This window comes from Mycobacterium palustre, from assembly GCF_002101785.1.
GTDB lineage: Bacteria > Actinomycetota > Actinomycetes > Mycobacteriales > Mycobacteriaceae > Mycobacterium > Mycobacterium palustre.
On the sequence record NZ_LQPJ01000004.1, the window covers coordinates 21248 to 43157 of the forward strand.

The 21910-nt window shown below is 69.2% G+C and carries 19 protein-coding genes; 6 read left to right on the forward strand and 13 right to left on the reverse strand.

All coding sequences use genetic code 11. The features are described from left to right. The first annotated feature begins 986 nt into the window (after positions 1-986). Together gltB and AWC19_RS00300 are read left to right on the forward strand one after the other, a co-directional pair. Complete coding sequence (gene gltB / locus AWC19_RS00295; RefSeq protein ID WP_085076124.1) at positions 987-5576, forward strand: glutamate synthase large subunit; 4590 nt, start codon at positions 987-989, stop codon at positions 5574-5576. Further along, positions 5569-7035 carry a glutamate synthase subunit beta gene (locus tag AWC19_RS00300; protein ID WP_085076123.1) on the forward strand — a complete coding sequence of 489 codons (1467 nt, stop codon included), beginning with the start codon at positions 5569-5571 and terminating at the stop codon, positions 7033-7035. The genes gltB and AWC19_RS00300 overlap by 8 nt, the downstream gene beginning before the upstream one ends. 355 nt (positions 7036-7390) lie before the next feature. Here the strand turns inward: AWC19_RS00300 and AWC19_RS00305 are convergent, their stop codons facing one another. Continuing rightward, positions 7391-8248 carry an LLM class F420-dependent oxidoreductase gene (locus tag AWC19_RS00305; RefSeq protein ID WP_085076122.1) on the reverse strand — a complete coding sequence of 286 codons (858 nt, stop codon included), beginning with the start codon at positions 8246-8248 and terminating at the stop codon, positions 7391-7393. 103 nt (positions 8249-8351) lie between these two features. Here AWC19_RS00305 and AWC19_RS00310 point away from each other — a divergent pair, with 103 nt between their 5' ends. Next, on the forward strand, positions 8352-9359 hold the full coding sequence (locus AWC19_RS00310; protein WP_085076121.1) for a PHP domain-containing protein: 1008 nt from the start codon (positions 8352-8354) through the stop codon (positions 9357-9359). Here AWC19_RS00310 and AWC19_RS28720 read toward each other — a convergent pair. The 3 genes from AWC19_RS28720 to AWC19_RS00320 all read right to left on the reverse strand — a co-directional run bounded on the left by AWC19_RS28720 (position 9310) and on the right by AWC19_RS00320 (position 11494). Further along, positions 9310-9498 carry a PE domain-containing protein gene (locus tag AWC19_RS28720; RefSeq protein WP_142280894.1) on the reverse strand — a complete coding sequence of 63 codons (189 nt, stop codon included), beginning with the start codon at positions 9496-9498 and terminating at the stop codon, positions 9310-9312. The genes AWC19_RS00310 and AWC19_RS28720 overlap by 50 nt on opposite strands. A gap of 102 nt (positions 9499-9600) precedes the next feature. Continuing rightward, a complete protein-coding gene (gene dinB / locus AWC19_RS00315; RefSeq protein ID WP_085076120.1) occupies positions 9601-10815 on the reverse strand; it encodes a DNA polymerase IV in 1215 nt (404 codons plus the stop codon). Between the two features lie 37 nt (positions 10816-10852). Continuing rightward, entirely contained in the window at positions 10853-11494 is a 642-nt protein-coding gene (locus tag AWC19_RS00320; RefSeq protein WP_085076128.1) for a TetR/AcrR family transcriptional regulator, read from the reverse strand. Between the two features lie 77 nt (positions 11495-11571). Here AWC19_RS00320 and AWC19_RS00325 point away from each other — a divergent pair, with 77 nt between their 5' ends. Next, positions 11572-13041, forward strand: coding sequence for a flavin-containing monooxygenase (locus AWC19_RS00325; protein ID WP_085076125.1), 1470 nt, complete (start codon positions 11572-11574; stop codon positions 13039-13041). Positions 13042-13044: 3 nt separating this feature from the next. On the opposite strand, the gene rraA is transcribed toward AWC19_RS00325, so the two are convergent. From rraA to AWC19_RS00370, 9 genes are all read right to left on the reverse strand, one after another. Continuing rightward, a complete protein-coding gene (gene rraA / locus AWC19_RS00330) occupies positions 13045-13518 on the reverse strand; it encodes a ribonuclease E activity regulator RraA (protein WP_085076119.1) in 474 nt (157 codons plus the stop codon). Position 13519: 1 nt separating this feature from the next. Then, on the reverse strand, positions 13520-13942 hold the full coding sequence (locus AWC19_RS00335) for an Rv3852 family protein (protein WP_085076118.1): 423 nt from the start codon (positions 13940-13942) through the stop codon (positions 13520-13522). Positions 13943-14041: 99 nt separating this feature from the next. Next, on the reverse strand, positions 14042-14554 hold the full coding sequence (locus AWC19_RS00340) for a copper resistance CopC family protein (protein ID WP_085076117.1): 513 nt from the start codon (positions 14552-14554) through the stop codon (positions 14042-14044). Further along, on the reverse strand, positions 14551-15198 hold the full coding sequence (locus tag AWC19_RS00345) for a YcnI family protein (protein ID WP_085076116.1): 648 nt from the start codon (positions 15196-15198) through the stop codon (positions 14551-14553). The genes AWC19_RS00340 and AWC19_RS00345 overlap by 4 nt, the downstream gene beginning before the upstream one ends. Before the next feature lie 20 nt (positions 15199-15218). After that, positions 15219-15875 (reverse strand): DUF6474 family protein, encoded by a 657-nt coding sequence (locus tag AWC19_RS00350; protein WP_085076115.1) that lies wholly within the window; start codon positions 15873-15875, stop codon positions 15219-15221. A gap of 120 nt (positions 15876-15995) precedes the next feature. Continuing rightward, the gene (locus AWC19_RS00355; RefSeq protein ID WP_085076114.1) at positions 15996-16394 is read right to left on the reverse strand and encodes a transcriptional regulator; all 399 of its coding nucleotides are present in this window, start codon (positions 16392-16394) and stop codon (positions 15996-15998) included. Between the two features lie 454 nt (positions 16395-16848). Continuing rightward, positions 16849-17544, reverse strand: a complete 696-nt coding sequence (locus AWC19_RS00360; RefSeq protein ID WP_085076113.1) for a TMEM165/GDT1 family protein — start codon at positions 17542-17544, stop codon at positions 16849-16851. A 256-nt stretch (positions 17545-17800) separates the two neighbouring features. Further along, positions 17801-18334, reverse strand: a complete 534-nt coding sequence (locus AWC19_RS00365; RefSeq protein WP_085076127.1) for a peptidase — start codon at positions 18332-18334, stop codon at positions 17801-17803. Between the two features lie 193 nt (positions 18335-18527). After that, a complete protein-coding gene (locus AWC19_RS00370) occupies positions 18528-19151 on the reverse strand; it encodes a superoxide dismutase (RefSeq protein ID WP_085076126.1) in 624 nt (207 codons plus the stop codon). Positions 19152-19952: 801 nt separating this feature from the next. Here AWC19_RS00370 and AWC19_RS00375 point away from each other — a divergent pair. Both AWC19_RS00375 and AWC19_RS00380 read left to right on the forward strand, forming a co-directional pair. Then, a complete protein-coding gene (locus AWC19_RS00375; protein ID WP_085076112.1) occupies positions 19953-21002 on the forward strand; it encodes a DUF4328 domain-containing protein in 1050 nt (349 codons plus the stop codon). A gap of 4 nt (positions 21003-21006) precedes the next feature. Continuing rightward, positions 21007-21831 (forward strand): glycerophosphodiester phosphodiesterase, encoded by an 825-nt coding sequence (locus AWC19_RS00380; RefSeq protein ID WP_085076111.1) that lies wholly within the window; start codon positions 21007-21009, stop codon positions 21829-21831. Positions 21832-21910: the final 79 nt, after the last annotated feature.

Consider the following 21910-nt stretch of genomic DNA (forward strand, 5'->3'; position numbering starts at 1 on the left):
ATACTTTTCTCGCCCCACCGTCGATGCTACCGAATCACCAGCCATGTCTGCCAATCCCGCGAGTTTGCTGTGACGATGCCCACGTGGCACCGAATGGCCGCCCGCGCCGCCCGCGGGCGTGCTCAGCGAAAGACCGGTATCGCGGTGGCCTCGCGGCCCGAAGTTTGCGCGCTGTTCGGCCGAGCCGGTGGCGGCGCGGGAGGCGATACTTAACACAAATTTCTCCGCGCGGTCGGCCCCGCGCGAGGATCGATTCCCGGCAGTCGAGGAGCCCATGAACGAGCGCGACGAATTCCTGCGGGACCGTCTGCAGCCCGACCTGCCCGGCGTCGACGCCGGGCAGGTCGGGCTGCAGACGGTCCCGCAGGAATTCGTCGCGCTCGTTCATGGGCTCCTCGACTGCCGGGAATCGATCCTCGCGCGGGGCCGACCGCGCGGAGAAATTTGTGTTAAGTATCGCCTCCCGCGCCGCCACCGGCTCGGCCGAACAGCGCGCAAACTTCGGGCCGCGAGGCCACCGCGATACCGGTCTTTCGCTGAGCACGCCCGCGGGCGGCGCGGGCGGCCATTCGGTGCCACGTGGGCATCGTCACAGCAAACTCGCGGGATTGGCAGACATGGCTGGTGATTCGGTAGCATCGACGGTGGGGCGAGAAAAGTATCGACCGGAAACAGCACGTCGGCGGCGTCGCCGGTCGTTGGCTGCAGCGAATTTACGGCGCTGCCGGTCGGCGGCTAGACTTAACGAAGTTGGCATGTCAGGCGGGTATTGTCATATCGTTTTACGACTTGTCGAGACCGGTTCCAAGCCCCCGTTCAGCGCTGCACGGACGAATCCCTGATCGGACCAGCTCCGCTTGGGGACAGCCTATCGACAAGACCGAAGGGGCCTAAGGGGTCCGAAGCCCGCAACCCTCCGGGGTTGCGGCCCCGTCGGAGCCGCTCGTAATGGCAGCGAGAACGTTTTGGTGAAGGGTCAGGTGCATATGACGCCGAAGCGCGTCGGGTTATACAACCCCGCGTTCGAGCACGACGCGTGCGGGGTTGCCATGGTCGTCGATATGCACGGCCGGCGCAGCCGCGACATCGTCGACAAGGCGATCACCGCGCTGCTCAACCTCGAACACCGCGGCGCCCAGGGCGCCGAGCCGCGCAGCGGTGACGGCGCGGGCATCCTGATTCAGGTCCCGGACGCCTTCCTGCGCGAGGTCGTGGATTTCGAGCTCCCCCCGCCCGGCAGCTACGCCACGGGCATCGCGTTTTTGCCGCAGTCGTCCAAGGACGCCGCCGCCGCCTGCGCCGCGGTGGAGAAGATCGTCGAGGCCGAGGGCCTGCAGGTGCTGGGCTGGCGCGACGTGCCCACCGACGACTCGTCGCTGGGTGCGCTGTCGCGCGACGCGATGCCGACGTTCCGCCAGGTGTTCATCGCGGGTGCGTCCGACATGGCGCTGGAGCGCCGCGCGTACGTGGTGCGCAAGCGCGCCGAACACGAGCTCGGGACCAAGGGCCCCGGGCAGGACGGCCCGGGTCGCGAAACCGTTTATTTCCCAAGTCTTTCCGGTCAGACGTTCATCTACAAGGGCATGCTGACCACCCCGCAGCTCAAGGCGTTCTACCTTGACCTGCAAGACGATCGGCTGACCAGCGCGCTGGGCATCGTGCACTCGCGGTTCTCCACCAACACCTTCCCGTCCTGGCCGCTGGCACATCCGTTCCGGCGCATCGCCCACAACGGTGAGATCAACACCGTCACGGGCAACGAGAACTGGATGCGCGCCCGGGAGGCGTTGATCAAGACCGACGTCTTCGGCGACGACGTCGAGAAGCTGTTCCCGATCTGTACCCCCGGGGCGTCGGACACCGCCCGCTTCGACGAGGTGCTCGAACTGCTGCACCTGGGCGGCCGCAGCCTCGCCCACGCGGTTTTGATGATGATCCCGGAGGCCTGGGAGCGCCACGAGTCGATGGACCCGGCGCGGCGGGCGTTCTACCAGTACCACGCGTCGTTGATGGAGCCGTGGGACGGCCCGGCATCGATGACGTTCACCGACGGGACCATCGTGGGCGCCGTGCTGGACCGAAACGGTCTGCGCCCCTCGCGAATTTGGGTCACCGATGACGGCCTGGTGGTGATGGCCTCCGAGGCCGGGGTGCTGGACCTGGACCCGGCCAAGGTGGTCCGCAGGATGCGCCTGCAGCCGGGCCGGATGTTTTTGGTGGACACCGCGCAGGGCCGCATCGTCGACGACGAGGAGATCAAGGCCGAGCTGGCCGCCGAGCACCCCTACCAGGAGTGGCTCGACAAGGGCCTGGTTCCCCTTGACGACCTGCCGTCGGGCGAGTACGTCCGGATGCCGCACGAGCGACTCGTCAAGCGCCAGTTGATCTTTGGCTACACCTACGAGGAGCTCAACCTGTTGGTGGCGCCGATGGTCCGCTCCGGCGCCGAGCCGATCGGGTCGATGGGCACCGACACCCCGGTGGCGGTGTTGTCCCAGCGGCCCCGCATGCTCTACGACTACTTCCAGCAGCTGTTCGCCCAGGTGACCAACCCGCCGCTGGACGCCATCCGCGAGGAGGTGGTGACCAGCCTGCAGGGGACCACCGGCGGCGAGCGCGACCTGCTCAACCCGGACGAGAACTCCTGTCACCAGATCGTGTTGCAGCAGCCGATCCTGCGTAACTACGAGCTGGCCAAGCTGATCAACCTCAACCCCGACGACAAGATCGACGGGCGGCCACACGGCATGCGCTCCAAGGTGATTCGCTGCCTGTACCCCGTCGCCGACGGCGGCGCCGGGCTGGCCGCCGCAATCGAGGACGTGCGCGCGCAGGCGTCGGCGGCGATCGCCGACGGGGCCCGGGTCATCATCCTGTCCGACCGCGAATCCGACGAGCGGCTGGCCCCCATCCCGTCGCTGCTGGCGGTGGCGGCGGTGCACCACCACCTGGTGCGCGACCGCACGCGCACCCAGGTGGGCCTGGTGGTCGAGACCGGTGACGCCCGCGAGGTGCACCACATGGCGGCGCTGGTCGGCTTCGGCGCGGCGGCGATCAACCCCTATCTGGCGTTCGAGTCGATCGAGGACATGCTTGACCGCGGCTTCTTCGACGGCGGTGCAAACGGGATAGACCGCAACACGGCCTTGAACAACTACGTCAAGGCGGCCGGCAAGGGCGTGCTGAAAGTCATGTCCAAGATGGGCATTTCGACGGTCGCTTCCTACACCGGCGCCCAGCTGTTCCAGGCGGTCGGCATCTCCGAGGACGTGCTCGACGAATACTTCACCGGGCTGAGCTGCCCGACCGGCGGCATCACCCTGGACGACATCGCCGCCGACGTCGCCGCCCGCCACAAGCTGGCCTACCTCGACCGGCCGGACGAGCGCGCCCACCGCGAGCTGGAGGTGGGTGGCGAATACCAGTGGCGCCGTGAGGGCGAGTACCACCTGTTCAACCCCGAGACAGTGTTCAAGCTGCAGCACGCCACCCGCACCGGGCAGTACAAGATCTTCAAGGAATACACCCGCCTGGTCGACGACCAGAGCGAGCGGATGGCGTCGCTGCGCGGCCTGCTGAAGTTCCGCGGCGACGTGCGGCCCCCGGTGCCGCTCGACGAGGTGGAGCCGGCAAGCGAGATCGTCAAGCGCTTCTCCACCGGCGCGATGAGCTACGGCTCGATCTCGGCCGAGGCGCACGAGACGCTGGCCATCGCTATGAACCGCCTGGGCGGCCGGTCCAACAGCGGCGAGGGCGGCGAGGACGCCAAGCGTTTCGAGCGCGACCCCAACGGCGACTGGCGCCGCAGCGCGATCAAGCAGGTCGCCTCGGCCCGGTTCGGGGTCACCTCGCACTACCTGACCAACTGCTCGGACATTCAGATCAAGATGGCCCAGGGCGCCAAACCCGGTGAGGGCGGCCAGCTTCCGGGCCACAAGGTGTACCCGTGGGTGGCGGAGGTCCGCCACTCCACGCCCGGCGTCGGCCTGATTTCGCCGCCGCCGCACCACGACATCTACTCCATCGAGGACCTGGCGCAGCTGATCCACGACCTGAAGAACGCCAACCCGGCCGCGCGGGTGCACGTCAAGCTGGTCTCCGAGAACGGCGTCGGAACGGTCGCGGCGGGCGTTTCCAAGGCGCACGCCGACGTGGTGCTGATCTCGGGGCACGACGGCGGCACCGGGGCCACCCCGTTGACCTCGATGAAGCACGCCGGCGCCCCCTGGGAACTCGGCCTTGCCGAGACCCAGCAGACGTTGCTGCTCAACGGGTTACGTGACCGGATCGTGGTCCAGGTGGACGGTCAGCTCAAGACCGGCCGCGACGTGATGATCGCCGCGCTGCTGGGCGCCGAGGAATTCGGCTTCGCCACCGCGCCGCTGGTGGTCTCGGGCTGCATCATGATGCGGGTGTGCCACCTAGACACCTGCCCGGTCGGCGTCGCCACCCAGAACCCGGTGCTGCGCGCGCGGTTCACCGGCAAGCCCGAGTTCGTCGAGAACTTCTTCATGTTCATCGCCGAAGAAGTGCGGGAATACATGGCGCAGTTGGGCTTCCGCACCTTCAACGAGGCCGTCGGCCAGGTCGGCTCGCTGGACACCACGCTGGCCCGCGCGCACTGGAAGGCGCACAAGCTGGACCTGACGCCGGTGCTGCACGCGCCGGAGTCGGCCTTCATGAACCAGGACCTGTACTGCAGCTCGCGGCAGGATCACGGGCTGGACAAGGCACTCGATCAGCAGTTGATCGTGATGAGCCGCGAGGCGCTCGATTCGGGCAAGCCGGTCCGGTTCTCCACCACGATCAGCAACGTCAACCGCACCGTGGGCACCATGCTCGGCCACGAGCTGACGAAAGCCTATGGGGCCGAGGGCTTGCCGGACGGAACGATCGACATCACCTTCGACGGGTCCGCCGGCAACAGCTTCGGCGCCTTCGTGCCCAGGGGCATCACCCTGCGCGTCTACGGCGACGCCAACGACTACGTCGGCAAGGGCCTGTCTGGTGGCCGGATCGTGGTGCGGCCGTCGGACAACGCGCCGGCCGACTACGTCGCCGAGGACAACATCATCGGCGGCAACGTGATCCTGTTCGGCGCCACGAGCGGGGAGGTCTATTTGCGCGGCGTGGTCGCGGAGCGGTTCGCGGTGCGCAACTCCGGCGCCCACGCGGTGGTCGAGGGCGTCGGCGATCACGGCTGCGAATACATGACCGGAGGCAAGGTCGTCATCCTGGGCCGGACCGGTCGCAACTTCGCGGCGGGCATGTCGGGCGGCGTGGCCTACGTGTACGACCCGCGGGGCGAGTTGCCGTCAAACCTCAACGCCGAAATGGTCGAGCTGGAACCGCTGGACGAGGACGACGTGGAGTACCTGCAGGCCACCATCCAGGCGCACGTCGACGCCACCGACTCGGCTGTGGGGCAACGCATCCTGGACGACTGGTCCGGGCAGCTGCCGTGCTTCGTCAAGGTGATGCCGCGGGACTACAAGCGGGTGCTGCAGGCGATCGCCGAGGCGGAGCGGGACGGCGTGGACGTGGACCAGGCGATCATGGCGGCCGCGCATGGCTGACCCCACCGGCTTCCTGAAATACACGCATCGGGAATTGCCGCGGCGCCGGCCTGTGCCGCTGCGGCTGCGCGACTGGAACGAGGTCTACGAGGACTTCGACGACGAGACGCTGCGCCACCAGGCGGCCCGCTGCATGGACTGCGGCATTCCGTTCTGCCACAACGGATGTCCGCTGGGCAACCTGATCCCCGAATGGAACGACCTGGTGCGCCGCGGCCGCTGGCGCGACGCCATCGAGCGGCTGCACGCCACCAACAACTTTCCGGACTTCACCGGCCGGCTGTGCCCGGCGCCGTGCGAGCCGGCGTGCGTGTTGGGCATCAACCAGGATCCGGTGACGATCAAGCAGATCGAGCTGGAGATCATTGACCACGCCTTCGACGAGGGCTTCGTGGTGCCCCTGCCGCCGGACAAGCTGACCGGCAAGAAGGTCGCCGTGGTGGGTTCGGGGCCGGCCGGCCTGGCCGCCGCGCAGCAACTCACCCGCGCCGGTCACAGCGTGACCGTCTTCGAGCGCGACGACCGCATCGGCGGGCTGCTGCGCTACGGCATCCCGGAATTCAAGATGGAAAAGCGGGTTCTGGACCGCCGCCTGGAGCAGCTGCGCGCCGAGGGCACCGAGTTCCGGGTCGGGATCAACGTCGGCGTCGACATCACCGCCGACCAGCTGCGTGCGGAGTTCGACGCGGTGGTGCTGGCCGGCGGCGCCACCGCCTGGCGCGACCTGCCCGTGCCCGGCCGCGAGCTGGACGGCGTGCACCAGGCGATGGAGTTCTTGCCGTGGGCCAACCGGGTCCAGGAGGGCGACGACGTCCTCGGGCCCGACGGCGAGCCGCCGATCACCGCCAAGGGCAAGAAGGTCGTCATCATCGGCGGCGGCGACACCGGCGCGGACTGCCTGGGCACCGTGCACCGGCAGGGCGCCGTCGCGGTGCACCAGTTCGAGATCATGCCGCGGCCGCCGGACGAGCGCGCCGCGTCGACGCCGTGGCCCACCTACCCGCTGATGTACCGGGTGTCGTCGGCGCACGAAGAGGGCGGCGAGCGGGTGTTCTCGGTCAACACCGAGGAGTTCGTCGGCAAGGACGGCCACGTCACCGCCCTCAAGGCGCACGAGGTGACCATGCAGGACGGCAAGTTCGTCAAAGTCGAGGGCTCCGACTTCGAGCTCGAGGCCGATTTGGTGTTGCTGGCGATGGGATTCGTCGGCCCGGAGAAGGACGGCCTGCTGACCGACCTCGGCGTGAAGCTCACCGAGCGCGGCAACGTCGCGCGCGGCGCCGATTTCGACACCTCGGTTCCCGGCGTTTTCGTTGCCGGTGACATGGGTCGTGGCCAGTCATTGATCGTTTGGGCGATAGCTGAGGGCAGGGCCGCCGCGGCGGGCGTGGACCGCTACTTGATGGGCTCGACCGCGCTGCCGGCGCCGATCAAGCCGACGACCGTCCCCCTCCAGTAGTCACACCAGTCACACCAGAAACACGCGGAACCGATTCGGCGTTTCTGCCCATGTTTGCCAGCCCGCTGTTGTCTAATGGATTCATTGCGGGCTCGTCTCGGGGGAGTCCCATAGATCGGACCGATCGCAGGAGTGATCACTGTGCATGTCAACCCAGTACCTCGGTCGCGGATGGGGCGAATAGCCTGGTCCTGGTTTCGCCACCCGATGAAGAGCCGCGAGTTTCCCGCCAAGAACGAGCGCCTGATCACCGCCGAGGAGCTGGTGCTCTTCGGCGTGTAGTCGTCCCCGCCGGCGCAGCGCCGGCGCGCGACGGGTTTGCCGGACTTACAGCGTTGTCATCCCGACGCGGGGGTCAGCCCGCCGCGTCCCAGAGCCCCGAATCCCGGATCTTTTCCGCCATCGGCTCCAGCACCGCGGGGTCGTGCGGCGGGTTGATGTAGATGATGCCGAGGTTCAGGCCCGCGGCGGCCAGGCCGGCCGCCTCCTCGAGGACCTTCTCGTAGTTGCGGTCCTCGTTCAGGCGCAGGTGCGCCGACAGGGTGATCTCCCTCGGGTCGCGCCCGATCTTCTCGCACTCGGCGGCCAGGACGTCACGCTTGCGGGCGAACAAGTCCGGCGGTCCACCGACGAAATTCCAGTGCTGGGCGTAGCGGGCGGTGATCGGCAGCGTGCGCTTCTCCCCGTTGCCGCCGATGCAGATCGGCGGGTGCGGGCGCTGCACACCCTTGGGCTCGTTGCGCGCGCCCTTGAGCTGGTAGTACTTGCCGGCGAAGTCCGTGGTCTCCTGGCTGAGCAGGCTGGTCAGCACCTCGCAGGCCTCCTCGAACCGGTCGAAGCGCTCCCTGATGGTGCCCAGCTCGATGCCGTACGCGCCCGACTCCTCCTCGTTCCACCCGGCGCCGATGCCCAGCTCCAGGCGTCCGTTGGAGATGATGTCGAGCGCGGCGGCCATGTTGGCCAGCACGGCGGGGTGGCGGTAATGGATGCCGGTGACCAGGGTGCCCAGCCGCAGCCGCTCGGTGGCCTGCGCCAGCGCGGTCAGCGTCGTCCAGCCCTCCAGGCAGGGGCCGGCGCTGTCGGAGAAGATCGGATAGAAGTGGTCGAACGTCCACCCGGACTCGTAGACCTCGATGCCGTCGGCGGCCCGCCAGACGGCCAGCATGTCGGCCCAGGTGGTGTTTTGGGGTGAGGTTTTGAACGCGAATCGCATGCCACCGACGTTAGTCGGTCTTTATGAAGGGCAACTAAACTGAGCCGGTCGGTGAGCCCTCGTCGCCGGCCGGCCGGATGACCGGGCCGGGCACACTGGAGTCATGGATCCGGTATCGGCCCTGCGCGAGATCGCCTACTACAAGGACCGCAGCCGCCACGACCCCCGGCGGGTGATGGCCTACCGCAACGCCGCCGACATCATCGAGGGGCTCGACGACGCCACGCGGGAGCGGCACGGCCAGGCCAACAGCTGGCAGACGATCCCGGGCATCGGGCCCAAGACCGCCAAGGTGATCGACCAGGCCTGGTCTGGCCGCGAACCCGACATGCTCGTCGAATTGCGCGCCGCCGCAGCATATCTCGGTGGCGGTGACATCCGATCGGCGCTGCGCGGCGATCTACACCTGCACTCGAACTGGTCGGACGGGTCGGCGCCGATCGACGAGATGATGGCGACCGCCTCCGCGCTGGGCCACGAATACTGCGCGCTGACCGACCATTCGCCGCGCCTGACGATCGCCAAGGGGCTGTCTCCGGAGCGGTTGCGCAAGCAACTCGACGTCATCGAGGGGTTGCGCGAGCAGTTCGCGCCGATGCGCATCCTGACCGGCATCGAGGTGGACATCCTCGAGGACGGCGGCCTGGACCAGGAGCCCGAGCTGCTCGAGCGTCTCGACGTCGTGGTGGCCAGCGTGCATTCGAAGCTGTCGATGGATTCCGCGGGAATGACGCGGCGCATGGTCCGCGCCGTGTCCAACCCGCACACCGACGTGCTGGGCCACTGCACCGGGCGGCTGGTCTCCGGCGGCCGCGGCATCCGGCCCGAATCGCAGTTCGACGCCGAGGCGGTGTTCACCGCCTGCCGCGACCATGGGACGGCGGTGGAGATCAACTCCCGCCCGGAGCGCCGCGACCCGCCGATGCGCCTGCTCAAGCTCGCGCTGGAGATCGGCTGCGTGTTCAGCATCGACACCGACGCGCACGCGCCCGGGCAGCTGGACTTTTTGGGCTACGGCGCCCAGCGCGCGCTGGACGCCGGCGTGCCCGCGGACCGGATCGTCAACACGTGGCCGGCCGATACGTTGCTGGAGTGGGCCGGGTCGGCCTAGTGAGGGCCGGCATCGCCTGGGCCTCAGCCGCGAACGCCATGACGGCCTGAATCCACACCTCTTCGGCCCCGGCCGGCGCCAACGCGGTCAACGACGGCAACGCCGCCGCGCCGGAACCGAGGGCGCGATCGACATCGATTCCCTCCGCAGAGCGCTCCTCTCAGCCGCGCCGGCTCGAGCACGATTCTGAAGGCCGGTTGGGTGCCTCCGGTGCACTCTCGTGCCGAGAGCGCCGGGAAACTCAGTCCGGCAGGTGCGGCATCTCGAGGCCCGCGTCGCGGCCGACCAGCACCGCGGGCGTCAGCGCCGACTTGCCGTAGCGGTGGCGCACCCGGTCGATCGCGGCGTCAAGGTCGTCGGCGGCGAGCTCGCTTCGGGCCGCGCCCAACGGCAGCATCAGCTGCTGCGCGCCGCCGCGGTCGATGCCCGAGACCGCGAAGCCGATCAGCGTCAGCCCCCGCTCCGCGATCAGCGGCTGCGCCGACGCGACCAGCCCCCGGGCCGCGGCCAGGATGGGCCGGGTCGCCGAGGTGGCCCACGGCAGCGTGTGGGAGCGGGTCGCCCGGCCGAAGTCGTCGAACCGCAGCCGCAGCACCACGGTGCGTCCGGTGCGCCCGGCGGTGCGCATCCGCGACGTGATCCGGTCGATCAGGGTGACCACCACCGCGTCGACCTCGGCGGCCGACATGCGGTTGCCGGCGCGGCCCAGCGCGCGCTGCGCGCCGACCGATCGGCGGCGCACGCCGGTGGTCACCCGGCGGCGGTCGACGTTGCGCGACAGCGCATACAGTTGGCGGCCCATCGCGCCGCCCACCAGCGCGGCCAGCGTGGACTCGCCGAGGTCGGCGACGTCGGCGACGGTCGCGATGCCGTGGGCGCGCAGCTTTTCGGCGGTCACCGCGCCCACGCCCCACAGCCGCCGCACCGGCAGCGGGCGCAGGAAGGCCAGCTCCCGGTCGGGCGGCACCAGCAGCAGCCCGTCGGGCTTGGCTTCCTGGCTGGCGACCTTGGCGAGAAACTTGGTCCGGGCCACCCCGACGGTGATCGGCAGGCCGACGCGCTCGCGGACGTCGGCGCGCAGCCGCTCGGCGATCCGCACCGGCGTGCCGGAGACCCGGCCGAGCCCGCCGACGTCCAAAAACGCCTCGTCGACGGAAAGCGGCTCGACGAGCGGCGTGCAGTCGCGGAACACCTCGAACACCGCGTCGCTGGCGCGCGTGTAGGCGCTCATCCGGGGCGGGACCACGACGGCGTGGGGGCACAGCCGCAGGGCCTGCGCCCCGCCCATGGCCGTGCGCACGCCGTACGCCTTGGCCTCGTAACTGGCCGCCAGCACCACGCCGCCCCCGACGATCACCGGCCGGCCGCGCAGCGTCGGATCGTCGCGCTGCTCGACGGACGCGTAGAAGGAGTCGAGGTCGGCGTGCAGAATGGAGGCGTCGCACCGCACGAACATATGTTCGCACCGGGCCCCGACGATATCGAGAGGCGGCTTAGCCGGCCTCGCCGTAGATGCTGCTGACCCAGATGTGGGTGAGGGTGTCGACGACCCGGTCCTGGTCGACCGCCGGGGTCTCGGCGGACAAAGCGGCCATCATGGTGCGCTCGTTCATCTGGTTCAGCGAGGTCGCCAGGTCGGCGGCCGGGATGGTCTCGGGCGCGGCGCCGCGGGCCCGTTCCGCGGTGATCATGGCCGCCGTCTGGTCGATCCATTTCTGCATGTAGCCCGACCACACCGCCCGCAGCTCCGAACTGGAGGCCAGCGCCTCCGTCGCGGCCCGCGCCAGGGCGCGGTTCGAGGCGAAGGCCGTGTAGAACGCCTTGATGCCGTTGCGCCAAACCCGGCGCGGGTCGGCGGGCAGCCGCTGGATGGCGCCGTCGAACTCGGAGTCGGCGCGCGCGATCACCGGCTCCAGCAGCGAGAGGACCACCGCCTCCTTGGACTTGAAATAGAAGTAGAACGTCGGCCGCGACAGGCCGGCGCCCTTGGCCAGGTCGTCGACCGAGATGGCGGCGAAGCCGCGCTCCTCGAGGAGGCGCTCGGCGGTCGCCAGGATCGCCTGCTCGCGGTCGTCGCCCGACGGGCGGATGGCGCGACGGCCGCGCAGGGCGCGGGTCTGGCCGGCGGTGGTCACGGCCGCCACTTTACACGTGGTCGAGAATTTCGACAGGCCGTTGACTGACTCGACACCGCGTTGATAACGTGGCCCGCATGACTGAGCATCTCGACGTCCTCATCGTGGGCGCCGGCATCTCCGGCGTGAGCGCGGCCTGGCACCTGCAAAACCGCTGCCCGACCAAGAGCTACACAATCCTCGAACGCCGCGCCGACCTGGGCGGCACCTGGGACCTGTTCAAGTACCCGGGCATCCGTTCCGACTCGGACATGTTCACCCTCGGGTTCCGGTTCAAGCCGTGGCACTCGGCCAAGTCGATCGCCGACGGCGAATCGATCAAAAACTACATCCGGGAAACCGCGGTCGAGAACGGGATCGACCGGCACATCCGCTACCGCCACCGCGTGCTGGCCGCCGACTGGTCCGACGCCGACAACCGCTGGACCGTGACGGTGGAGCACGACGGCCAGCGGAGCGAGATCACCTGCTCGTTCCTGTTCGCCTGCACCGGTTACTACAACTACGACGAGGGCTATTCGCCCACCTTCGCGGGAGCGAAAGACTTCGAGGGCACGATCGTGCACCCGCAGCACTGGCCGGAGGACCTGGACTACGCCGGCAAGAAGATCATCGTCATCGGGTCCGGCGCCACCGCGATCACCCTGATCCCGGCGCTGGTGAACTCCGGTTCCGGGCATGTGACGATGCTGCAGCGCTCGCCGACCTACATCGGCTCGCTGCCCTCGGTCGACCCGTTCGCCGTTCGGGCCAACCGGCTGTTGCCGGACCGCCTAGCCCACATCGCGAATCGCTGGAAAGCGATCGCGTTCAGCACTTTCCAGTACCAGCTGTCGCGGAAGCGGCCCGCCTACATGCGCAAGACGCTGATGACGATGGCCCAGCGGCGCCTGCCCAAGGGCTACGACGTCGAGAAGCACTTCGGGCCGCGCTACAACGTGTGGGACCAGCGGCTGTGCCTGGCGCCCGACGGCGATTTCTTCAGGGCCATCCGGCACGGCAAGGCCGACGTCGTCACCGACACCATCGACCGGTTCACCAAGACCGGGATCCGGCTCACCTCCGGTGAGGAGTTGCAGGCCGACATCATCGTCACCGCAACGGGTTTGAACATGCAGTTGCTCGGTGGCGTGCAGCCGACCAGGAACGGTCAGCCCTTCGACCTGACCACGCTGATGACCTACAAGGGCTGCATGTTCTCCGACGTTCCGAACTTCGCGATCACCTTCGGTTACACGAACGCGTCCTGGACGCTGAAGGCCGACCTGGTGTCCGAGTTCGTCTGCCGGCTGCTGAACTACATGGACGCCAAGGGTTTCGACACCGTGGAGCCGCAGCACCCCGGCAACGACGTCGACGTGCTGCCGTTCATGGACTTCAACCCCGGGTATTTCCAGCGTGCGATGCACCTGCTGCCCAAGTCGGGATCGCGGGCGCCGTGGCGGCTCAAACAGAACTACTTCTTCGACATGCGGACGATCCGGCACGGCAAGATCGACGACGAGGGCCTGCGGTTTGCGAAGAAACCTGCGCCGGTTGCTGTTTGACCGTCAGACGACAACGATGCCGTCGTCGTCGCTGTAGGCGATTTCCCCGGGCACGAACGTCACCCCGCCCAGGGTGACCTCGACGTCGCGTTCCCCGTCCCCGGTCTTGCTGCTTTTGCGGGGGTTGGTGCCCAGCGCCTTGATGCCGATGTCGATGCCGCGCAGCGCGGCGGCGTCGCGCACCGCGCCGTTGACCACCAGCCCCGCCCAGCCGTTGGACCGCGCCAGTTCGGCGATGACGTCGCCGACCAGCGCGGTGTGCAGCGAGCCGGCGCCGTCGATCACCAGCACACCGCCGTTCCCCGGGCTGGAAAGCACCGACTTCAGCAGCGCGTTGTCCTCGAAGCAGCGCACCGTGCTGATCGGCCCGGCGAATTCGGAGCGGCCGCCGAACTGGCGGAACTGCAGGTCGCAGCTGCGGACGTCGGGCCCGATGTCGTCGACGAGGTCGGCGGTGGGCTTGAAGGAGACGGACACGTCAGCGGCGCCGCAGCTGACGGATCAGCAGGACGGCCAGCAGGCTGACCGCCAGCGCGACCGCCCACGGCGTGGGGAACACGCTTTCTTCGCGCGCCGGCACGGCCGGTGAGACCGGGTTCGGGGCGGCCTCCACGGTCGACTTGGCTTGGGCCGCGGCGTCTTTGGCGGCGGCCGCGAGCTGGCCGTTGGTTTCGATTCGTTGCTGCGCGTCCCGGGCCGGTTCGGGGCCGGCGGCCGGTGCCTTTTTGGCGGGAGCCTTTTTCGCCGGTGCCTTCTTGGCGGGAGTTTTCCTCGCGACGGCCTTTTTGGCGGGCGCTTTCTTCGCAGGGGCTTTCTTGGCGGCCTTGGCGGGCGGCTTCTTCTCCGGCGGGGTCGCTGCGCCCTCGGGTTCGCCGTTGGGTTGGTCCTGCGGGTCTGCCATGCGGCCGCTCCTTTGCAGCTTTCTGAAGTGATTGCGGGCACCGGGTTGCTCGGTCCCATCATGCCAGGGGGGCTTGCGGCGCCTTGGCCAGCAGGGTCGTCAGCGCCGGCGGCGCGCCGCCCACGCCCCGGCGGCCGCGACGAGCGCCAGCGTCGCCACCGCGAACGGCCACACCGGCGGGTGGCCGCCCGGCCGGGCGCCGGTGGCGGCGGGCCCCGGCGTGCCGGTGCCGGGCACCGTGAGGCGAAACGACCAGGACCCCGACACCACGTGCCCGTCCGCCGACGTCACCCGGTAGTTGACCGTGTAGGTGCCGGCCGGCCCGAGGGGCCGCAGGCCTACACCGACGACCGCGCCCTGCACGGTCGGGTCCCCCGTCGACCACACGTTCCCGTCGGGACCGACCACCGTCATGGCGGCGAACGTGGTCTGCAATCGCTCGTTGAAGGTCGCGCTGACCCGCTGGGGCCCGGTCGCGACGGTGGCGTTGTCGGCGGGCTCGGCCGACACCCGCGCGGCGTGGGCCGACGCCACCGGGGCGGTCAGGGCGGCGGTCAGCATCACGGCGGCCAGCAGCAGCCCCGCGCAGCCGGCGAGGGCCTCTCGTCTCATGACCGTCGGCGGACCAGCGCGAGCGCGAGGCCGGCGGCGGCCACCGCCAGGGCCACCCCGGCCAGGGCGCGGGCGGTCGTGTCGGGCGATTCCGACCGCGGGGGAGCGCCGTGCACGTGCGACGCCGGCGATCTTCCGCCGAGCGTCAGCATGGGCGCCGGGTGCTCGGGCTCGCCGCCGCCCGGCTGCGGCGGCTGGTCCCAGTTGACGACGGTGCCGTCGGAATAGGTCTGCGCCGCGGGGAAGCTGACGGTCTCGGCGTCGGGCAACTGGACCGCGATGCGGAACAGCGCGAATTGGTCCACGCCGATGCCGGCGTTGGGCGCGGCCGTCCAGGTCACCGAGCGGACGGAGCCCGACGCCGCGTCGCGGTCCAGCCTGGCCGTCCATCCCGGCATGGCCTCGGTGCTGGCCGAGGCCACGTTGGGCAGCGTGACGGTCAGCGCGGTGGTCGCCGCGCCCTTGTCCGACTCGTTGGGCACCTGGAAGGTGACGGTCGCCCTAGCGCCGCGGACTGGGTTGTCCGCGCTGGCATGGACGTGCGCCCACGCGGCGGGGCAAGCCGCGGCCGAGCCGACGTAGAGCGCGGCGGCCGCGACGACCGGCGTTAGGACGCGAACAATCCGCTGGTGCTGCGATGACACGGGATCTCCCGGCGGCGCGGTCAGGCCAGCCCGAGGCGGGCCATCAGGTCCGCCTCGATGCCGTCGAGCTGCGACGAGATCGCTGCGTGGGCCGCCCGGCGCCGCGCCGCCGGCATGTTCTCGGCGGCGGTGACGGCCGCGGAAAGGTCGGTGAGCCGCTCGGTGATGGCGGCGACGAACTGCCGGGTCTCGGCGTCCTTGGGCTTCTTCTCCTGCACCAGGCGCAACGACTTCTCCGACCCGGCGATGCGGGCCGACAGCTCGGCGCCATGCCCGGAGAACTGGCCGATCTGGGCCAGCGGGATCCCGAGCCGATCGGCGCGGCGCTGGTCGATGATCGAGCGGCCGGCCATGGCTGCCCGATAGACCAACGGCGTCAGGATCGGGGCCAGCAGCCGGGCCACCGTCAGCACCCGGCGGATCCGGGTCGGCGACAGCAGCCGGCCTTCCCGGGCGGCCTTGAGCTCGGCCTCGGCGACCTTCAGCGCGGTGCGGTCGCTGTCCCGCTGCGACTTGATCTGCGCCCGCAGCGCCTTTTCCGCGGCGCGCCGTTCGGCCTTGAGCCGGCGGGTCTCGTTCTTGGCGGCCAGCTTGGCCTCGAGTTTGGCGCGGGCCTTGATCGCGCGGGCTTCGGCGCGACGCGTCGCGCGGCTCTTTCGCTTGCCAAACAGGGCCATTCCCGGCCGCCTCCCGGTGATCTCGCTGGCTAACGGTGTCTATCGCTCGTGCACGATTCGAAAGCCAACCCTAATCGGAAGGGGCCGGGCCCAGCTTTCCAGGTCGAGATGTGCTACGGGCTATGCGGTGGCGCGCTCGGCGCGCCGCAGCTCGTCGACGCGCTCCGCGATCTCCTGCCGGGCCTCCGCAGACAACTCGGCCGCGCCCAGCGCGATGCGGCGCACGCCGTCGTCGCGCATCGTGGCCAGCCAGGACAACTCCTTGTCGAGCTTCTCGTAGTACTCGTCATCGGTGAAGTAGGCCGGCTTGATGCGGAAGAAGTTGGCCAGGGCGGCCATGGTCGCCGCTGACGGGTTGGTGCGGTTGCCCGAACGTAGCTGGGACAGGTAGGGAGCCGACATCGTGATGCCCTCCGCCTTGAGCGCTGCGATCACCTCCGCCGAGGTGTGCGGCCCGCGTCCGGGTGGATACACCGTCTCGAACAAGCGATTCAGGCGGGCGGCGAACGTCGTGCTCATCGATAAGACCTCCACTGGGCTGTAGAAGTGAACTATTACCTAAGTGTATTTGCTGATCATGGTAGCGAGGGATTGGGCCCGCAACCAGGTGCAAACCCCTGGGCGGTCGACACCTCCATTGCTGACGCTTGCCAAACCCCCACTTGACGAGCGTCTAACCAATTCGCTGAGGTGTCCACTAACTCGGCGAACTTCACAGGTTATCCGCAGAATTCGGCGTCGGCGCGATGGTGGCGGGCCGCCGCGCCGGCGCCCGGTCCGGCGGTGCGAGCGAGGATGCCGGGCAGTCGCACCGCAATCGGCAGGCGACGCGGAGCTCGCGGCGACATCATTTGCTGTCAAGTAGGGAACACGCGTACAAAACGGGCCGAGGGTGCACATAATCGCCCGCGGCGATACCTCCGGGGCGGATGCGGGGCACGGCGGTGCGAGGGGAAGGTGGCGCGACGGCGCCTTAGTTGACGTCCGGTGGCCTCCCGGCGATCGCGGCTTCTTTCCTGCGCCGTCGAGCGGTTTGCGCGGCCGCCGCGGCCGCGGCGATCAACGCCACCGCCGCGGTCACGGTGATGGCGACCGAGCGCAGCCCCAGCGCGCTGTCGAACAACATCCACAGGCCGAAGATCAAAAACAGCAGGCTTGCCAGGACGTGCAACAGCCTGGCGGGCAGGCGCTGGTGCAAAAGCGTCCCCGCGCCGATCGCCAAGCCGTCGGCCAACACCATGCCGAGGGTCGAGCCGATCCACACGCCGGTCCAGTCGTGGTTGCTCGCAAGGGTGACCGTGGCCAGCGACGTCTTGTCGCTCATCTCGGCCAGGACGAACGACGACACCACCGTGAGCAACGCGAAGCGGGGTTCGCGGACGGTCGCGACGGCCTGGCCGTCGCCGGCGCCTTCGCGCCACGCCCACACCGCGAAGAGCAGGAAGGCGACCGCCGACGCGAAAGCGATCGGCCGGGCCGGCAGCGTGGCGCCCAGGAAGTGGCCGATCGACACCGAGACGCCGTGCACCAGGCACGCCGCGATCGCCACACCCGCCAGCACCACCCACCATCGGTAGCGCAGCGCAAAGGTCATGGTGATGAGCTGGGAGCGGTCGCCGAGTTCGGCGAGGAAGACCACACCGAGCGTGACCAAAGTGGCGGCGAGCATGGGAGGCGACCTTTCGACACGTCGTCGGCGCCGGAAGGGCCACCGAACATCGGTCGAAGGTCTCGCCCACCGGTCCGCCGGGACCGGTTCGTCGGCCGGGCTGTGCGCCAGTATGTCGACACGACGATTCGGGGCTACTCCCCTTCGCTGACGGTGTTCAGGCTAGCGGGCCGATTTGGCGAACGCCAGGGAGGCGGGGAAGTTCGGAGACCCGTAATTTGTGATTCGGGGGCCGATTCAGCGCATCCGAATTCCGTTACGCCGCAAGCAGCATCGCCAAGATGGCCGTGTCGGGATGGCTGATCGGATCGACGCCGACGCGGCTCACCATCGACGTGATGGTTCCGTCGGCCTCGGCTTCCACCCAGGCCGCGCGATGTTCCAATCCCAGGTACGGCAACCCCGGCAGCAGCACGCACCCCGACGCGGCCCCGCTGCATTCCGGCAGCGACGGCGTCGTCTCCGACGGCGGGTGCAGCATCAGCAGCGCCGGCGGCTGATGCTCGGCGAAATGCCCGGGCTGGATGGCGGTTTCACCGAAGACGGTGCCCTCGGCCAACACCAGGCCGACGGTGCCCGGCTCGGGTTCGTCGGGCAACTCCTCGCGAGCCCCGAACACCGTTGTGGTGGAAAGCAATCCGGGCAGCGACGCGACCCTGACGGCCACCATCAGCAGCTGGGCCCATTCCTTGGTCGAATCGGGCCAACGCCCGGAGATCACGAACCCTTTCAGCGCGCCACGGGCGTGGAACGGCGAAACCCCTATAGGACGGTCTGAACCGGTCTCCATCTCGGCCTCCCGCGTGACTTCTCCGTCCGAATAACCACACTGGTAGCTCGAATAACCCAGCATGCCTGCGGCTTCGGCGCGGTGCAACTCGACACGGCAGGTAATACCCGCTCATCGAAAACCTCGAACGTGCCGGGGAAAGGCAAGGGCGGCACGCGATCCGCGCGGCGCCCCGGCCTCCACCACACTGGCCTCAGCCGAAAATCAGGCCCTGGGTCTTGGAGGTCGCGGCCGCGTACCGCGCCTGCACGTCGGCCCAGTTGACCACGTTCCAGAACGCCTTGACGTAGTCGGCCTTGACGTTCTTGTACTGCAGGTAGAAGGCGTGCTCCCACATGTCGACCTGCAGCAGCGGAATGATCCCGAGCGGGACGTTGGCCTGCTGGTCGTAGAGCTGGAAGGTCAGCAGCTTGCTGCCCAGGGTGTCGTAGCCGAGCACCGCCCAGCCCGATCCCTGCAAGCCGTTGGCGGCCGCGCTGAACTGAGCGCGGAACTTGTCGAACGACCCGAACGCGTCGTCGATGGCGGCGGCGAGGTCGCCGGTCGGCTTGTCGCCGCCGTCCGGCGAAAGGTTCTTCCACCAGATCGAGTGGTTGACGTGGCCACCGAGATGGAACGCGAGGTTCTTCTCGTTCAACAGGATCGCCGAGTGGTCGTCGTTGGCACGCGCCTCTTCGAGTTTGGCCAGGGCGTCGTTGACACCCTTGACGTAGGCGGCGTGGTGCTTGCTGTGGTGGATTTCGTTGATCTGACCGGAGATGTGCGGTTCCAGCGCTGCGTAGTCCCAGTCCAAGTCGGGCAGGGTGTATTCAGCCACGGCATTCCTTTCTTCGATTGTGATCGTGCTTGACGCGCAGTCGCGCGGGGTCGGCCACGCGGCGGCCTGGGCCCCGAGCTTCACCAGTCAACCCTGCTCCATGACCGCGCGTGCCGCAAGGACGACCGCAACGGGGCGGGGCCCGGGTTACCCGCTCGGGCGCGATTTAAGACAAGACGATGACGGCCAGAACCGCGAGCAACGCCAGCGCGATCAGAGCGGCACGCAGGGCGGCGATGCTGTAACTATGGTTCCACGCAGGCGAGCCAGAGTATGAGTTCGACGGGGCCGGGGAACCGGGACCGAACGAATGCGTCGCCATTAAGCGCCTTTCGCCTGCACGTTCACCTCGAGTGAGGTGAGTCACAACCATTTTTCGTGACGGTGATCATAACCGCTAGCAGTGGGGTTGAAAAACGCCCTGCGTAACGGCGGTGCGCCTGTGTTGCTCGACGGCGGGCGCGGCGCGCGGAGACAGCCGCCGCCGGGCCGGTCCCGCCGGGCGCCGCCGTGGCGATGCTTAGCAAGACAATGCATTTCGCTCGGGTCGCGCCTGGGCCTGTTTATGGCACAGCTGTACCAGCCGGGTGTTATCCACAGTGGCGAAGCCGGGCACGCGGCGGGGGCTGTGCCGATGCCGCGAACACCCATGCACCAATTGTGGATAAACCTGTGGAAACTGTGGATAGGGTGGGCGGCTTTCGGTGTTGCCGATCGGCGCGGTGGGTGCCGAGCAACCGCGCGCCTGCGCGGCCGGGCCGCATCCGCGGCCGGCGTGGGCGGCGGCGTTAGTCTGGTCCGGTGATCCAGGTGTGCTCCCAGTGCGGCACGCGGTGGAACGTGCGCGAGCGGCGGCGCGAGTGGTGCCCCCGCTGCCGGGGCGCGCTCATGGCGCCCCTGCCGGACGCGCCGCCGGCCGACCCGCGGTGGGGCGCGCAGGCCGGGCCGACGGCCCCCGTTCCCGCGGCGACCGCCTGGCAGCGCACCCCGCGCCTGCCGGCGGGCTTCCGCTGGATCGCGGTGCGCCCGGGCTCCGCGCCGCCGCCGCGGCACGGGCGGCGGCCCCTGGGCCCCACCCCGCGCTACACGGTGATCCCGCGCTGGGGGTTGGCCGACCGCGTCGACCAGGCGCCGGCGACGGTCGAAAAGCCAACGCGGACAGCACCATCGGCGCCCGTCGTGCGAACCGGGCTGTTCTTGAGCGTGCTGGTGCTCAGCATCACCGCCCTGGTCTACGTCGTGCGGTATGTGCTGCTTGTGGTCAACCGGAACACCCTGCTGAATTCGATCGTCGCGTTCGCCGCGGACTGGCTGGGCGTGCTGGCCAGCCTGGGCGCGATCGCGGCGGTGATCGTCTCCGGTGTGCTGCTGATCCGCTGGCTGATCGCGCGGCGGGCCGCCGTGTTCGCCCATCACGGCCTGCCCGAGCCGCGCTCCGTTCGGGCGCTGTGGGCGGGCTGCGCCGTTCCGCTCGCCAATCTGCTGTGGGCGCCGGTGTTCGTCATCGAGCTGGCCATCGTCGAGGAGCACTACGCCCGGCTGCGCAGGCCGATCGTCGAGTGGTGGGTGGCGTGGGTGCTCAGCTACCTGGTGTCGGCCTTCGCGATCGCGACCAGCTTTGCCCCCGACGCCCAGGGCATCGCCAACAACACGGTGCTGATGGTGTTCGCCTACCTGCTCGCGGCCGTCACGCTGGCCGCCGCGGGCCGGGTATTCGAGGGGTTCGAGCGCAAACCCGTCGAGCGGCCCGCGCACCGATGGGTCGTCGTCCCCACGGAGGGCCCGCCGCGGCCCGCCGCGCCGGCATCGGGTGGCCCGGTTGAGTTGGAGGGGCAGGAACCGGCAGCATAGGGGTATGACCTGGGCCGACGAGGTGCTCGCCGGGCATCCGTATGTCGTCGCTCACCGGGGCGCCTCGGCCGCTCGGCCCGAACACACCCTGGCCGCTTACGATCTCGCGCTCCAGCAGGGCGCCGACGGCGTGGAATGCGATGTGCGGTTGACCCGCGACGGCCACCTGGTGTGCGTGCATGACCGCCGCCTGGACCGGACGTCGACGGGAGCCGGTCTGGTCAGCACTATGACCCTGGCGCAACTCCGCAAGCTCGAGTACGGCGCGTGGCACGACAGCTGGCGGGAGGACGGGGCGCACGGTGACACCAGCCTGCTGACGCTCGACGCCCTCGTGTCGCTCGTTTTGGACTGGCGCCGGCCGGTGAAGATCTTCATCGAGACCAAGCACCCGGTCCGCTACGGCTCGCTGGTGGAAAGCAAACTCCTCGCGGCGCTGCACCGCTTCGGCATCGCCGCGCCGCCCTCGGCCGACCGGTCGCGCGCGGTGGTGATGTCGTTTTCGGCGGCCGCCGTCTGGAGGATTCGCCGCGCCGCGCCGATGCTGCCGACCGTGCTGCTCGGCAGGACCGCTCGCTACCTGACCAGCACCGCGGCCACGGCGGTCGGCGCGACCGCGGTGGGACCGTCATTGCCGACGTTGAAGGACTACCCGCAGCTCGTGGACCGCGCCGTGGCCCAGGGGCGGGCGGTGTACTGCTGGAACGTCGACGAGTACGAGGACATCGACTTCTGCCGCGACGTCGGGGTGGCCTGGCTCGCCACCCACCACCCGGGCCGCACCAAGGCGTGGCTGCAGCACCGAAGCACCGGCAACGGCGCCCACTAGGTGTACCCGGCCATAACGTTGGTTACAGGCGGCTGATGGGTGGTAGGCCGCTGAGTGCGCTGTGGCGGCGTTGAGTGTT

What these genes read in the sequence shown, in the direction of transcription:
- AWC19_RS00380 (WP_085076111.1), top strand. Translation starts at nt 21,007, where the DNA reads ATGACCTGGGCCGACGAGGTGCTCGCCGGGCATCCGTATGTCGTCGCT.
- AWC19_RS00340 (WP_085076117.1), bottom strand. Translation starts at nt 14,554, where the DNA reads ATGAGACGAGAGGCCCTCGCCGGCTGCGCGGGGCTGCTGCTGGCCGCC.
- AWC19_RS00300 (WP_085076123.1), top strand. Translation starts at nt 5,569, where the DNA reads ATGGCTGACCCCACCGGCTTCCTGAAATACACGCATCGGGAATTGCCG.
- AWC19_RS00355 (WP_085076114.1), bottom strand. Translation starts at nt 16,394, where the DNA reads ATGAGCACGACGTTCGCCGCCCGCCTGAATCGCTTGTTCGAGACGGTG.
- AWC19_RS00360 (WP_085076113.1), bottom strand. Translation starts at nt 17,544, where the DNA reads ATGCTCGCCGCCACTTTGGTCACGCTCGGTGTGGTCTTCCTCGCCGAA.
- AWC19_RS00335 (WP_085076118.1), bottom strand. Translation starts at nt 13,942, where the DNA reads ATGGCAGACCCGCAGGACCAACCCAACGGCGAACCCGAGGGCGCAGCG.
- AWC19_RS00305 (WP_085076122.1), bottom strand. Translation starts at nt 8,248, where the DNA reads ATGCGATTCGCGTTCAAAACCTCACCCCAAAACACCACCTGGGCCGAC.
- AWC19_RS00325 (WP_085076125.1), top strand. Translation starts at nt 11,572, where the DNA reads ATGACTGAGCATCTCGACGTCCTCATCGTGGGCGCCGGCATCTCCGGC.
- AWC19_RS00350 (WP_085076115.1), bottom strand. Translation starts at nt 15,875, where the DNA reads ATGGCCCTGTTTGGCAAGCGAAAGAGCCGCGCGACGCGTCGCGCCGAA.
- gltB (WP_085076124.1), top strand. Translation starts at nt 987, where the DNA reads ATGACGCCGAAGCGCGTCGGGTTATACAACCCCGCGTTCGAGCACGAC.
- dinB (WP_085076120.1), bottom strand. Translation starts at nt 10,815, where the DNA reads ATGTTCGTGCGGTGCGACGCCTCCATTCTGCACGCCGACCTCGACTCC.
- AWC19_RS00310 (WP_085076121.1), top strand. Translation starts at nt 8,352, where the DNA reads ATGGATCCGGTATCGGCCCTGCGCGAGATCGCCTACTACAAGGACCGC.
- AWC19_RS00365 (WP_085076127.1), bottom strand. Translation starts at nt 18,334, where the DNA reads ATGGAGACCGGTTCAGACCGTCCTATAGGGGTTTCGCCGTTCCACGCC.